Raw genomic sequence first — 13752 nt, forward strand, 5'->3', positions numbered from 1 at the left:
TATGGCGAGACCGCGGTGTCATCACTCGGATAGTCGGTGCCAGACTGACCCCGTGGCACTTCTCGTGACCGCGGTCACCACCGCAACGGTCATTATCAGCTAGCGCGTCGGACCTGATCCGACGCGCAACCTCCCGTTACCCCGGGAGGTTTTTTCGTGTCCGGCCCACCCCGCCGGCATGAGCGAAGGATCGGGTCCGCGCCGCCGCACTCGCACCACCCGACGAACCGCCCGGAAAGGCATCCCCTGATGACCGACTTCCACGTCTACGACACGACCTTGCGCGACGGCGCCCAGCAGGAGGGGTTGAACCTGTCCGTGCCGGACAAGCTGGCCATCGCGGGCTACCTGGATCAGCTCGGATTCGGCTTCGTCGAGGGCGGCTGGCCGGGGGCCAACCCGAAGGACACCGAGTTCTTCCGCCGTGCGGCCACCGAGCTGCGCCTGCAGCACGCGGTGCTCGCGGCGTTCGGCTCCACCCGGCGGGCCGGCACGGAAGCCGCGCAGGACCCGCAGGTGCTCGCCCTGGTGGAGTCAGGGGCTCCGGTCGTGACCCTGGTGGCCAAGTCGTCGCCCCGGCACGTCGTCGAGGCGCTGCACACCACGCTGGAGGAGAACCTGGCGATGGTGCGCGACACCGTGAGTTTCCTTGTCGCGCAGGGCCGGCGAGTGTTCGTCGACGCCGAGCACTTCTTCGACAGCTACGTGCAGGATCCGGCATACCCGGTGCAGGTGGTGCAGGAGGCGTTCGCGGCCGGTGCCGAGGTCGTTGCGCTGTGCGACACCAATGGCGGCATGCTCCCTCCACAGGTGTTCCGCGCGGTCACCGAGCTGCGCGCCGTGACCGACGGCATTCTCGGCGCGCACTGCCACAACGACACGGGTTGCGCAGTCGCCAACACGCTCGCCGCGGTCGACGCCGGCGCAACGCATGTGCAGGGCACCGTGAACGGGTATGGCGAACGCACCGGCAATGCCGATCTGGTGACGGTGGTCGCCAACCTGCAGCTCAAGCAGGGGCGCGAGGTCGTCGATCCGGCCGCGCTTGCCCAGGCGCTGCACTTGAGCCATGCGGTCAGCGAGGTCACCAACATCCCGCCGGTCGGTCGGCAGCCGTATGTCGGTGCCAGCGCGTTCGCGCACAAGGCCGGCCTGCACGCGTCCGCTCTCAAGGTCCACCCCGACCTCTATCAGCACACCGACCCCGCCCTGGTCGGCAACTCGATGCGCACGCTGGTCTCCGACATGGCAGGCCGCGCGAGCATCGAACTCAAGGCGACCGAACTCGGCTACGACCTCACGCACGACCGCGAACTCGCGGCACGCACCGTCAAGCGGGTCAAGGATCTGGAGCAGGACGGCTGGACCTTCGACGCGGCAGACGCGTCGTTCGAGCTGCTGCTACGCGAGGAGGTCACGGGGGAGCCGCTGCAATACTTCGCCACCGAGTCGTGGCGCATCATCACCGACTCCGGTGACGGGCGGGAGGCGCTGTCCGAGGCGACGGTCAAGCTGCGGGCGGCCGGCCGGCGCGTGGTCGCCACCGGCGAGGGGAACGGTCCGGTCAACGCTCTCGACCATGCGTTGCGGGAGGCGCTCGCTGATGCCTACCCGGAGCTCGCGGGCTTCGAGCTGACCGATTTCCGCGTGCGGATCCTGGACGCGTCGCACGGCACCGACGCCACGACCCGGGTGCTCATCGAGACCAGTGACGAGTCGAGCAGCTGGCAGACCGTCGGCGTCGCGCCGAACATCGTGCACGCGAGCTGGACGGCGCTGGTCGACTCCTTCAGCTACGGGTTGCTCAAGCGGGGCGTGCAGCCGCGTCCGTGAGGGTCGGTGTTGCGGTGCGCGCGTCGTCGGGCGGTCCGGTTGCGGGTCTGATCCGGCTGGATTGTGGGCACTCAGCCCATCCATCGGTCGTACGTCGCGACGGTGAGCACTGGCGCGCGAGGTCACTTCGTGGGTGGATCGTGTGCTGTGGTTGGGGCTATATAATTCGAAAATTATTCTGATAGAACGCTTGTGCTATCAGGGTGCGTTCAGGTAAACTGCAGGTACAGCGAAACACCCTGAACGGTAAGGAGGTTCGGGTATGACGAGCAACGATCCCGGACCTCTGGTGCCCAGCGAGGTTGAGGTTTCGGGGGTGCCCGGTGGTGACGTTTCCGGCGATCCGGTGGATTCACCGGTGACCCAGGGTGAATCGCCAAGTTCTGCCGCACCAACCTCGCCAGAGGGGCCGGTTTTGGCGCGTCCTGGCGCGTCAGCGGCGCCACCGGCGGTTGTGGTGCCGGGTCGTGGCGCGGAGATTCTGGAGTTGGCGCGGGAGTTCCGGGCTGCCTTGGATGAGGTGCCGGGTGCGTTGTACCAGCTCGGGGAAGAGGGACTGTCGGACCTGATGACCCAGCTGATGGGGGTCCACGTCCGCAGTAGCCAGGTGGCGACCGTGGTGGTCGCCGAGGCGCATATCCGGGGTGAGGTGAACACGTCGGTGTCGGCGTCGGGGGTGCAGTGGATCACCTCCCATGCGGTGGAGGCGGGCACGATGGTGGAGCCGCGGGATGCGAAGACGATGGCGGTGGTCGCGCAAGCCTACGGTGACCGCCGCAATGCCGTGGTGGCGGATGCTGTGCGGGAAGGCAGGTGCACCCTGGCGGTGGCCCGGGCGGCGTTGTCGAACGCGGACAAGGTGGCCCCGGTGTTACCGACGGCGTCGCGGGATGAACTGTTGGGTCACTTCCTGCACCTGGATCCGGCGTTGGGGTCTCGTGGGGTGTCGGCGTTGACGCGGATGATCATCGCCCAGTACGCCCCCGACACCCTCTCGGCGCAGGACGCGAAACTGGAAGCGGTCGAAACCTTGAGTTGGTTCACGACGCCGACGGGGATGACCCGCCTGACCGCAGAACTCGCTCCCGCGAGTGCGGCGGTGATCACGTCCGCCATTCTCGCGTTGTCGGCACCGAAACCGGTCCCGTGTGACGACGGTGGTGACTCTGGCACAGGGGCGTCGGGCAGTGGCTCGGCGACGGTGCGGGATGAGCGGACTCCGGGGAAACGTCGCGCGGACGCGTTGACGGAACTGATCACCGCAGCAGCGAAAGTGGTCAGCGGGGACGCAACACCCACGGGTGCCGGGGCGACGGCCCTGATCACGATGAACCTGGGGACGTTGACCGAGGGTGTCGGGCATGCCCAGGCGGTCGCGACCGGTGACATCCTGGATGCGGGTGCCGCCCGCCGGATCGCGTGTGATGCGCAGGTCATCCCGATCGTCCTCGGCGCCCGGAGTGAACCGTTGGATGTGGGACGCAAAGAGCGCCTGGTCACCAAAGGGTTACGCACCGCCGTCATCACCCGAGACCACGGGTGCACCCTCCCTGGGTGTGACCGGCCACCGGGCATGTGCGAAGTCCATCACGTGAACCCATGGTGGGCCGGCGGGGAAACGTGTTTGCTCAACTCCGCGATGCTGTGCGCGTTCCACCACCACCTGGTCCACCGCCTCGGGCTACTCGCGGCCGTCACCGCGGCCGGGGTGTGCTGGGACCTCACCCCCGGCCGCATGCCCACCCCCGACGCAGCCTGAGCACCGCGGCCTCGGCGGCGCCCGGGGGTGGCCGTGTGTGCCCTGGCCGGTGCGCTGAGTGGCGGGAGAGCGAAGCGGCGGAGCGTATGGAAAGGTCGCCAAGAGCGAGCCCGCCTCAAGGCAACTCACCGGCCGGCGAGCCTCCCCGCAGCTTGATCCCTGGCCTTTCCGTGTGATGGCTCTCCGAGTGCCCGATAGGGGCTCGTCTCACCGAGCCGGGTACAAACCCGCCGACCGGCATACGACCTCGAGCTGCGCGCTCCTCTCGCCGAGCGGGGTAGAAGCCCACCGAACGGGGTACAACCACACACACTCAAACCCCGGATATCTACCCCGCTCGACACCGAAGTACCCCGCTCGACGAGAGGGCGCCCGGGCCTCGATACGCCCTCCTCTGCTGCGCCCTCCTCGGCGGCGCCCTCCGTACGTCCCCCGCTACTCACGGACAGGCTCCCCCGGGCTACTCGGCGCGGCGGACCGCCGTGCAGAAGAAGTTTCGCTCCGCCGGCTGACGGTCGAAGCACTCGCTGACGCCCGAAACCACCGCTGACGCCGTTGCTGCACCGTCACCGGCCGTTTCGGCCGTCAACCGCCGTGGCGAGGTGGTCGCACACCGCGATCAGGCGCTGGCGGAGCACCTGGCCACGGTCGGCGAACTCCCTTTGCCGGCGCACGTATTCGGCCTTTCCCGCTGGGGTCTCGATCGGCACGGGGGTGTAGCCGAGTTTCCGGAGGTCGTATGGCGACGCAGCCATGTCCAGGGCTCGAATGTCCCGAGCCAGCTCGAAGCAGTCGAGCAGCAGACTGCTCGGCACCGCCGGCGTGAGCTTGTACGCCCACTTGTAGAGGTCCATGCCGACGTGCAGACAGCCCGGTTGCTCCAGCGACACCTGCTGCTCGCGGGTCGGCTGCAGCATGTTGCGGGGGCGGGCCTCGTCGGTGAAGAAGCGGAAGGCGTCGTAGTGCGAGCACCGGACCGTATGGCGCTCGACCACCTCATCGGTGCCGGACCGGCCCAGCCGCAGCGGCCACGTCTCATGCCGGACCTCGCCGCTGCGGTAGACCATCGCCCACTCGTGCAGCCCGAAACAGCCCAGCGCTGGGGCCCGGCCAGCAGTCGCCGTGAGTAGCGAGCGCACGAAATTCACTGTGGCCCCGCGGGATTCGACGAAAGCATCCGTGTCGAGACCGGCGGCTGCGTCATACCAGCGGTAGAACCGCCACGTCCCGTGATCCTCGGCATCGGTGAGCCGGATGCCGACGCCCGGGTGCCAGCGCCGCAGCTGGGCCGGCCGGAACGAGTAGTAGGTGAAGAGAAAGTCTTCGACCGGATGCGGGCGACCGGAGGCTCTGCGCTCGCGGTGCCCCTGTGTCAGAGCGTCGACCCGCTCGGCATGCGCTGCGGCGAGCGGCGCCCAGTGTGCATGCGGCAGCACGGTGGACATCGGGCGAGTCTAACGTCGGGCGGGCACGCGGGACGTTGGACCGCGAGCGCGGTCGCGCCGGCCCCGCGTCGTCGACCTGCGTGGCAACAGCCACCGCAGATTGCCCCGATCCCGGTCCCGACAGACCCTCGCATGGAGACAATGAGTCCATCGCCGACGGAGGGAACTGGCATGGGCAAGCGACTGGCGCGACCGCTCTATGAACAAGAACTGCTGAGGCTGCAGACTGACCTGGTCGACATGCAGGCCTGGGTCCAGGCATCCGGCGCCCGGGTGGTCGTCATCTTCGAGGGTCGTGACGCGGCCGGCAAGGGCTCGACGATCAAGCGGGTCACCGAATACCTGAACCCCCGCGTGACCCGGACTGTAGCCCTGCCCGCGCCGACCGAACGCGAACGCACCCAGTGGTATTTCCAGCGATACGTCCCGCATCTCCCGGCGGCCGGCGAAATCGTGCTGATGGATCGGTCCTGGTACAATCGCGCCGGAGTCGAGCGCGCGATGGGCTATTGCACCAACAGCGAATACCACCGGTTCCTGCACCAGGCACCGATTTTCGAGCGGCTGCTGGTCGAGGACGGGATCATCCTGCTCAAGTACTGGTTCAGTGTCTCCGATGTCGAGCAGGAGAAGCGCTTCCGGTCGCGGGCCAAGGACCCGATGCGCAGGTGGAAGCTCAGCCCCAACGACGTGCTGTCCATCACGAAGTGGGAGGACTACTCCCGGGCGAAGGACACGATGCTCGTGCACACCGACATCCCCGAAGCGCCCTGGTTCGAGGTGGACAACGAGGACAAGCGGCGGGGCCGGATCAACATGATTGCGCATCTGCTCTCGCAGATTCCCTTCCGGACGGTGGACCGTCCGGAGGTGGAGATTCCCGAGCGGCCGCCGGCAGGTGGTTACGAGCGCCCGCCACACGACCAGTCCAACCTCGTGCCCGATCACGCCGCGACGCTGGAGGCCGCGGCAGGCCGCGAGAGCTAGCCCGGCGGACTGCTCGTGGTGCGCCGCGAGCCGGCGGCATACGGGCGGTCGCCGTCCAACCGAGGCCAGGTTCCGCGGATCGGCCGTCGGGACCGCGCAAACGTGGCAGAATCCGGGTGATCCAGCTCACCCCGGGAGGAACTTCATGTCGCATGCCCTACGTATGGCCAGCGCCCTTGCACTCGTGGTCGCGGCCAGCGGCGCCACGGTGTTCGCCCAGTCGGCGTCGGCCGCGCCCTCGACCGGCAGTTACTATGTGGCGCTGGGAGATTCGCTCGCTGCGGGCTACCAGCCCGGCGTCGGCGACGACAAGACCGGCGGGTATGTCGGCGGGGTGCTGGCGCATCTGAAGCAGACCGAGCCGGGCGTGCAACTGGAGAACCTGGCGTGCTCCGGCGAGACCACCGGCACGATGCTGGACGGCGGCAAGTGCACCTATCCCGAGGGCAACCAGGTCGCCGCCGCCGTCGACTTCCTCAAGGCACATTCGCAGGTCAGCCTGATCACGCTCGACATCGGTGCCAACAACGTGCAGACGTGCGCGACCACCAACGGCATCGACATGGCGTGCGTGGTGAAGGGTCTGCAGGAAGTCGCTACGCAGTTGCCGACGATCGTCGGCAAGCTGCGCGCCGCCGCACCGAACGCCCGGATCGTCGTGGCCAACTACTACAACCCGTTCCTCGCAGCCTGGCTGCTCGGGACCGACGGCCAGACTCTTGCGAAGAGTGCGGTGGCGTTGCAGGAGCAGCTCAATGGTTCGATCGCGAGTGCTGCCAAGGGAATTGACGCACCGACCGCCGATGTCGCCACTGCGTTCTCCAGCACCGACTTCACCGACATGGTGAACGTCCCGCCGTTCGGCGACATACCGCTCAACGTCGCGCGGATCTGCCAGTGGACCTGGATGTGCTCCAAGCAGAACATCCACGCCAACGACGCCGGCTACGCCGAGATGGCCAAGGCCGTGATCGCCGCCATCCCGGCGGTTCCACCGACGAGTCCGCCCACGTCGCCGACGAGCAGCCCCACGTCGCCCACTTCTTCGCCGACCTCGTCGGGTTCGCCCACCTCGACCAGCGGGACGGCGACCTCCACGACCACCGGCCCGCCGATCATCACCGACGGTGGTGCGAGCGGCGGCAGCAACGACGAAGTGCTGGTGGGTGCCGGGATCGCCGCCGTGGGGGCGGCGGCGATCGCCGGTGGCGCACTCGCTCGCATCCGGCGGCGGCGCGACTGACTCGGACGAGCGCATAGAGTTGCCGGGTGCGCATTGCGAGATACACGACAGGTGAGGACCCCACGTTCGGGCTCGTCGACGGTGCCGGCGAGAAGATCGCGGAGATCTCCGGAGATCCGCTCTACACCAAGATCGAGCTGACCGGAGTCACCACGACGGTCGACCAGGTGCGACTGCTCGCGCCGGTGATCCCGCGCTCGAAGATCATCGGCATCGGCCGCAACTACGCCGAACATGCCGCCGAGCTGGGAAATGACGTCCCCGAGCGGCCGCTGATGTTCCTCGTCCCCAACACCGCCGTCGTCGGGCCGGGTGATCCGGTCGTGATGCCGCCGCAGTCGCAGCGCATCGACTACGAGGGCGAACTCGCCGTCGTGATCGGCCGCATGTGCAAGGACGTCGAGCCCGCCGATGCCCGATCGGTGATCTTCGGCTACACCTGCGCCAATGACGTGACGGCGCGCGACCTGCAGAAGTCGGACGGTCAGTGGGCGCGAGCCAAGGGGTTCGACACCTTCTGCCCGCTCGGTCCGTGGATCGAGACCGACCTGGACCCGGCGCATCAGCGCGTCGTGACCCGAGTGGACGGCACCACGGTGCAGGACGGCACCACCGAGGACATGATCTTCGACGTCGCCACCCTCGTCTCCGAAGTCTCGAAAGCGTTCACGTTGCTGCCCGGTGACGTGATCCTCACCGGCACCCCGGAGGGTGTCGGTCCGGTCGAACCCGGTCAGCGCGTCTCCGTCGAGGTCGGCGACATCGGTGTCCTCGACAACGTGTTCGTGCGCCACGGCGATGAGGAGTGATGGTGCCGGGCGGTCGCGACGACGCGCCGATCGGCATCTTCGACAGCGGCTACGGCGGACTCACCGTCGCCCGCGCGGTGCTCGACCAGTTGCCGCACGAGCACATCGCCTACCTCGGCGACACGGCGCGGGCGCCATACGGGCCGCTGCCGATCGGTGAGGTGCGCGCGCTCGCGCTGGATTGTCTCGACCGACTGGTCGACCACGGGGTCAAGGCGCTGGTGATCGCGTGCAACACTGCCTCGGCTGCGGTGCTGCACGACGCCCGTGAACGGTATGACGTGCCGCTCGTCGAGGTCATCCGGCCGGCAGTCCGGCGGGCGGTGCGCGCCACCACCAACGGCCGCGTCGGCGTCATCTCCACCCGAGGCACCCATCAGTCGCGGGCTTATCCGGACGCGTTCGCGGCAGCACCCGACCTCTTCATCGAGAGTGTGCCGTGCCCGCGGTTCGTGGAGTTCGTCGAGGCAGGGGTCACCGGTGGGCCGGAGCTGCTGGCGTGTGCGCGGGCCTATCTGGAGCCGTTGCGACGCGACGACGTCGACACGCTCGTGCTCGGCTGCACCCACTACCCGTTGCTGACCGGGGTGATCTCCTACGTGATGGGCGACGGGGTGACATTGGTCTCATCGGCTGAAGAAACCGCCAAGGACCTGTACCGTGTGTTGGCCGACGCGGATCTGTTGCGGGTGGCGGACACCCAGCCGGGACACTCGTTCACCACCACCGGAGATCCGGATGAATTCCGAAGGCTGGCAAAGCGATTCCTGGGGCTCGGCCCCGAGTTCGACCACGTCTTCCCCGGCAATACAAGGCGCGGCGTGGAGGAGAGTGGAGTTTCGTGAAGCTGATCGTCGTCGGTTGTGCCGGCTCGTATGCCGGGCCGGACTCGCCGGCATCCTGCTACCTGGTCCAGGCCGAGCGGGACGGCCGCACCTGGAACATCCTGCTCGATATCGGCAACGGCGCGCTCGGCGCGCTGCAGCGCTTCATCGACCCGCGCACTCTCGACGGGATCGTGCTGTCGCATCTGCACGCGGACCACTGCGCTGACTTGCCCGGGTTGCACGTCATGCTGCGCTACCACCCGGATTCCGAGCAGCCGGTGACGGTGCCGGTGTGGGGTCCGGCGGGCACCGCGCTGCGGGTGTCGCGTGCTGTCGGCGTGTCCGAGGCGGAGGTGAGCGACCCGTCGCTGCTCGCTCCGGAGTTTGACTTCCGCGACCTGTCCGACGGCGCCTCGTTCGTCGTCGGTCCGTTCACCGTCACCTCGTTCCGGGTCAACCATCCGGTGGAGGCGTATGGCGTGCGTATCGAAGCCGACGGGAAGGTGCTCGCCTACACCGGTGACACCGACAGCTCGCCTGCACTGACGCGCTTGCTGGCCGGTGCCGACCTGGCACTCACCGACTCGGCATTCTGCGACGGCCGCGACGACGAGGTGCGCGGCGTGCACCTGACCGGTTCGCGGGCGGCCGAAGCCGCTGTCGCGGCCGGCGGGGTGGAGCGGCTGATGCTCACACACATCCCCGCCTGGAACGACCGCGAGCTGTGCCGTGCGCAGGCGGCGAGCAACTGGCCGGGGGACGTGGAGCTCGCCGAGCCGTTTGCGTCATACGAACTCTGAGGTCTGGGCCGGGGCGCCGGCCGTGGGCGTACGCAACCTTCGACGGTCGAGGTTTAGGACAGGACCAGGGATGTGTATGGCGCGATGACGTCCGCCTCGGCACGCAGCCGCGCAGCGGTCTCCGGGGAGGCGGTGACGCAGACACGTGCTGCGGCATACCGTTCGTCGACCTCGTGCCGCAGGATCGCGTGCAACTCCGCCGCGGACAGGTCACGACGTCGCGCTTCGGTGGCGCCCACCCCGGTCGGTGCGGCCTCGATGGCACCGGCACGCGCCGCCGTGGGGACGGCTTCGGCATTGTCGATGGCGGCGATCGCCGACCGCAACGCCTGGGTGGTGACCCGATCGCGCTCGCGCAGAGCGGTTTTCAGCGCATCGCGGAGGATCGATCGGAGCTGGTCAGCGGTCACTTCGCCAATTTAACGAGCACCAGCACGATCGCGACAACGATTATTGCCGCGACGACGGCGGCAGTGATCTTGACTGCGCTCCATGGCCGGCGGCCCTGGACCTCGCCAGTGACGCCGTTGATGAAGACCTGGAACGGCCGCCCGTCATACGTCACGGTGAGCAGCCAGACCGGCAGCAGCAATTGGGCGAAAGCCAGCGTCTGGAACGTCGTCCGGACCTGGTCCACTCGTTGCTCGTCGCCGCCGATGTCGCGGCGGACCGTGCTCTGGATCTCCTTGTCCATCTGGTGCCGCGCGCCGTTCTCGAAGCGCTGCTGCGCGTCCTCGTCATACGTGCGGCTCAGGTGGCCGGCGACGTACTGCGCGGAGTAGGGCCGGGCCGCCGGGATCGGCCACGGCTCCAGCGCGACCAGCTTCTTGGCGTCGAGCCCGGTGTTGGCCGGTTCGACGACGTCGCGGAAGTCGTTGGCGACGCGCCCGGAGACCGGCCACCAGTTGGTGCGGGTCTCGGTGTGCCGGTCGTTGCCCTCGCCGACCTCGACGGTGTAGTTCTCGCCGCGCTGGCCGGTGTAGTCAGTGACCGTCTGGGCGTCATACGCGAAGTAGCTCAGGTAGATGCTGGTGAACGTGCCGACTTCGCGGTAGGTCTTGAATTCCCGTGGTGCGAACCAGCGGCCGGTGATCCACTGCTCGACGTTGCTCCGCGCGGTGCGTTCATCGATCTGGAACGGCAGCACCCCGTCGATCGGCAGCCGCTGGGGAGCCTGCTGCAGGTCGTCGCGCTGGATCGGGGTCGCGCAGTAGGGACACTTGGTCGCGGTGAGCGTGCCGGTGAACGACGTGACGCCGCCGCAGTTCTGGCAGACGACCTCACGGGTCAGCGAGCCCTGATCGCCGGCGGCGCGCTGGGCCAGCTCGCGCATCGCCGTCCCGAGGTCGCGCTTGGCGACACTGCCCTGCGGCGCGGCGATCACCTCGGCGTGTCCGCAGGACAGGCACAGCAACTGGTCGTGACCGGGGTCGTAGGTCAGGTTGGCGCCGCACTGCGGGCACGGGTAGGTGCGGGTCTGTTCGGACCGTTGGAGTTGCGCCGGGTCCTGGAGCGCCCCCGGGTCGGGCAGCGCCGCCGGTTGCGGAAGGGGCGGTGGCGCAGGCAACGATGGTGGTGTGGCCGCTCGCGGCTGAGCTGTCTGGCTCGGCTCCTCGGTCATGGGTATGCCGTCAGCTCTCCGGCGCGGCCGGTGGTGCGGGCGGGGCCGCGTCGGGAAGCGGCGGCGGGGTGGGTGCGAAGAGCGCGGACAGCTCCGGGACCGTCGATGCGGCAGACCACGCCGGCATACCCGCTGCCCAGACGAGGGTGTCGGGTCTCACGCCTCCGCCGGATCGCAACTGGTCGAGCGTGAACGGCCCCTGCTGCTGACCGTTCAGCGCCACGTAGAACGTCGGGCCGCCGGGCAGCGGGGGAGGTGTGCCGGCGGGCTGTCCGCCGAGCGAGCCCGCGGTCTGGGCGGAGAGCTGCGCGCCCATCGCGGCGCCCATGCCGGCGGCCATCATCTGCCCCATCGCGCCGCCGCCGGGGTTGCCGGCCGCAGCCACCATCGCCTCGCCGGCCATCGCCTGCTGGTAGCGCTGCATGTCGCCGAGGTTGCTGGTCCAGCCGGCCGTCTCGACCCCCTTGGCGACGCCGCGGGTCATCGCATTGGTGATCTCGTCGGGCAGCGAGATGTTCATGGTGATCGAGTCGATGCCGAGCCCGTATTCGTCGTCGACCCGCTGCGCGACGAAGGTTCGCAGCTTGTCGGAGAGCTCGACCTGTTTGCCCTGCAGGTCGATGACGCCCAGCTTGGTCTCCATCACCAGGTCGGAGAAGGCCAGCGTGATGACCCGCCGCAGCAACTCGCCGATCTCGTCGATGTGCACGGTGCTGTCGGTGCCGATGACTTCGCGCAGGAAGATCGCCGGATCGATCACGCGCACCACGCACAGCCCGTTGGCGCGCAACTGCACCATCTTGAAGTCGGGGTCGCGCACGGTCACGGGATTGGCTGTGCCCCAACGGAAGTCGGTGACCGGCCGTGTGTTGATGAAATAGACCTCACTGCGGAACGGCGAGTTGAAGCCGTACTGCCAGCCCTGCAGCGTCGCCATGATCGGCAGGTTCTCGGTGGTGAGTTCGTACATCCCGGGGCCGAAGCGGTCGGCGAGCTTGCCGGTGTGCACGAAGACCGCTTCCTGTCCCTCGCGGACGATCAGCTTCGCGCCGTTCTTGATCTCGTTGTTGTAGCGCGGGAAGCGCCAGGCGAGCGCGGTGTGCGAGTCGTCGATCCACTCGATGATGTCGACGAGCTCGCCGCGCAACTTGTCCATGAGTCCCATGCGCCCAGCTTAGGTATGGCGGGCGCTTTCCGTAGCCTGGACGCTCGCATCCGCGACGGGGCCTGCGCGTCGCACGTTCCGGCTGTCCCGCCAGGCGAGCGGGGCCAGCGCACAGCACGCGAGCACGGCGGCGCACCCGAGCATCAGGGGTTTGATTCCGAACCACTCGGCAAGCGGCCCGGCGAGAGCGTTGCCGAGCGGCATACCGACGAAGGACACCAGCATGTCCCAGGAGGCCACTCGCCCGAGCAACTGATGAGGCACGTGGTCCTGGATGGCGGTCTCCCACATCACGCTGAAGAACATCAGCCCGCCATACGCGATCAGCCCGGTGACGATCACCGTGTCGAGCCGGCCCGGCCAGACATAGCCGGCGGCCCAGACGGGCATCAGCGCACAGGTGAGCCAGCCGATCCGCAGGGGGTGGCGCGGGCGGGCGCGGATCGCGACGGCGCTGCCGATCAGGCCGCCGGCGCCTTCGGCGGCGGCGATCATCCCGAATGCGTGCGCGCCACCAAGATCGCGGATCGCGACCACCTGCACGAGGACGAGCAGGACGCCATTGGCCACGTGATAGACGCTGGCCGCGACGATCCCGACGACGAGCCAGTCGCGCTCCCGGACCGCACTCCAGCCTTCGCGCAACTCGGCGAGGAAGCTCGCGCCTCGGGGTTTGCGCACGACGATGGCCCGGATCCGCCATACCGTGCCGCAGGAGATCAGGAAGCTCGCTGCGTTGACGAAGAATCCGGCTGGGGCACCGACAAATCCGACGACCACGCCGGCCAGGGCCGGGCCGATCACCAGCGAGGTGCCCTGCAGCACGCTGAGCAGGGCGTTGGCGCGCTGTCGCTGGCTTGCCGCGACGAGCACGGGCTTCAGCGACTGCATGGCCGGCTGGAAGAACGCGCCTGCCGCTCCGGAGACGGCCGCCAGTGGCGCCAGGGTCAGGAACGACGCGTGACCGGACGCGAAGAGTACGCCCATGCCGGCGGTGGTCGCGGCCCGCACTGCGTCGGACCAGAGCATGACCAGGCGCGGCGACAGCCGGTCGCTCCAGACACCTCCGGCCAGGGTGCAGACAGTGTTCGCCACCATGAGGACCGCCATCAGCGCGCCGAGCTCGCCGACCGACCCGCCGTGCAGGAGGATCCCCACGGACAGGGCGATCGGCTGGAAGGCGCCGCCCAGCCAGGACAGGCCCTGCCCCGCCGCCAGCCAGCGGAAGTCGGTCGAGAGCCGAGTTCGGCTGCGGTCCGTCAT

At 68.5% G+C, this 13752-nt stretch carries 12 protein-coding genes; 7 read left to right on the plus strand and 5 right to left on the minus strand.

The window, feature by feature from the left end; translation table 11 throughout:
- Positions 1-249 precede the first annotated feature (249 nt).
- Together cimA and EFY87_RS11400 are read left to right on the plus strand one after the other, a co-directional pair.
- On the plus strand, positions 250-1833 hold the full coding sequence (gene cimA / locus EFY87_RS11395) for a citramalate synthase (protein ID WP_123271612.1): 1584 nt from the start codon (positions 250-252) through the stop codon (positions 1831-1833).
- 262 nt (positions 1834-2095) lie between these two features.
- Complete coding sequence (locus EFY87_RS11400) at positions 2096-3592, plus strand: HNH endonuclease signature motif containing protein (protein WP_123271613.1); 1497 nt, start codon at positions 2096-2098, stop codon at positions 3590-3592.
- Between the two features lie 566 nt (positions 3593-4158).
- Here EFY87_RS11400 and EFY87_RS11405 read toward each other — a convergent pair.
- Positions 4159-5037 carry a 3-methyladenine DNA glycosylase gene (locus EFY87_RS11405; protein ID WP_123271614.1) on the minus strand — a complete coding sequence of 293 codons (879 nt, stop codon included), beginning with the start codon at positions 5035-5037 and terminating at the stop codon, positions 4159-4161.
- Positions 5038-5208: 171 nt separating this feature from the next.
- Here EFY87_RS11405 and ppk2 point away from each other — a divergent pair, with 171 nt between their 5' ends.
- From ppk2 to EFY87_RS11430, 5 genes are all read left to right on the plus strand, one after another.
- On the plus strand, positions 5209-6024 hold the full coding sequence (gene ppk2 / locus EFY87_RS11410) for a polyphosphate kinase 2 (RefSeq protein WP_181445479.1): 816 nt from the start codon (positions 5209-5211) through the stop codon (positions 6022-6024).
- A gap of 163 nt (positions 6025-6187) precedes the next feature.
- Positions 6188-7267, plus strand: a complete 1080-nt coding sequence (locus tag EFY87_RS11415) for an SGNH/GDSL hydrolase family protein (protein ID WP_158607603.1) — start codon at positions 6188-6190, stop codon at positions 7265-7267.
- A gap of 26 nt (positions 7268-7293) precedes the next feature.
- Positions 7294-8076 carry a fumarylacetoacetate hydrolase family protein gene (locus EFY87_RS11420; RefSeq protein ID WP_123271616.1) on the plus strand — a complete coding sequence of 261 codons (783 nt, stop codon included), beginning with the start codon at positions 7294-7296 and terminating at the stop codon, positions 8074-8076.
- A complete protein-coding gene (gene murI, locus EFY87_RS11425) occupies positions 8076-8921 on the plus strand; it encodes a glutamate racemase (protein ID WP_123271617.1) in 846 nt (281 codons plus the stop codon). The genes EFY87_RS11420 and murI overlap by 1 nt, the downstream gene beginning before the upstream one ends.
- A complete protein-coding gene (locus EFY87_RS11430; protein ID WP_123271618.1) occupies positions 8918-9703 on the plus strand; it encodes an MBL fold metallo-hydrolase in 786 nt (261 codons plus the stop codon). Before murI ends, EFY87_RS11430 begins: the two co-directional genes overlap by 4 nt.
- Positions 9704-9756: 53 nt before the next feature.
- Here the strand turns inward: EFY87_RS11430 and EFY87_RS11435 are convergent, their stop codons facing one another.
- The 4 genes from EFY87_RS11435 to EFY87_RS11450 are packed head-to-tail and all read right to left on the minus strand — an operon-like array spanning position 9757 to position 13752.
- The gene (locus tag EFY87_RS11435) at positions 9757-10113 is read right to left on the minus strand and encodes a GatB/YqeY domain-containing protein (protein ID WP_123271619.1); all 357 of its coding nucleotides are present in this window, start codon (positions 10111-10113) and stop codon (positions 9757-9759) included.
- Positions 10110-11324 carry a TFIIB-type zinc ribbon-containing protein gene (locus EFY87_RS11440; RefSeq protein ID WP_123271620.1) on the minus strand — a complete coding sequence of 405 codons (1215 nt, stop codon included), beginning with the start codon at positions 11322-11324 and terminating at the stop codon, positions 10110-10112. Before EFY87_RS11440 ends, EFY87_RS11435 begins: the two co-directional genes overlap by 4 nt.
- A 10-nt stretch (positions 11325-11334) precedes the next feature.
- On the minus strand, positions 11335-12489 hold the full coding sequence (locus EFY87_RS11445) for an SPFH domain-containing protein (protein ID WP_123271621.1): 1155 nt from the start codon (positions 12487-12489) through the stop codon (positions 11335-11337).
- Between the two features lie 9 nt (positions 12490-12498).
- Positions 12499-13752, minus strand: coding sequence for an MFS transporter (locus tag EFY87_RS11450; RefSeq protein ID WP_123271622.1), 1254 nt, complete (start codon positions 13750-13752; stop codon positions 12499-12501).

The organism is Flexivirga caeni (assembly GCF_003724155.1).
Lineage (GTDB): Bacteria > Actinomycetota > Actinomycetes > Actinomycetales > Dermatophilaceae > Flexivirga > Flexivirga caeni.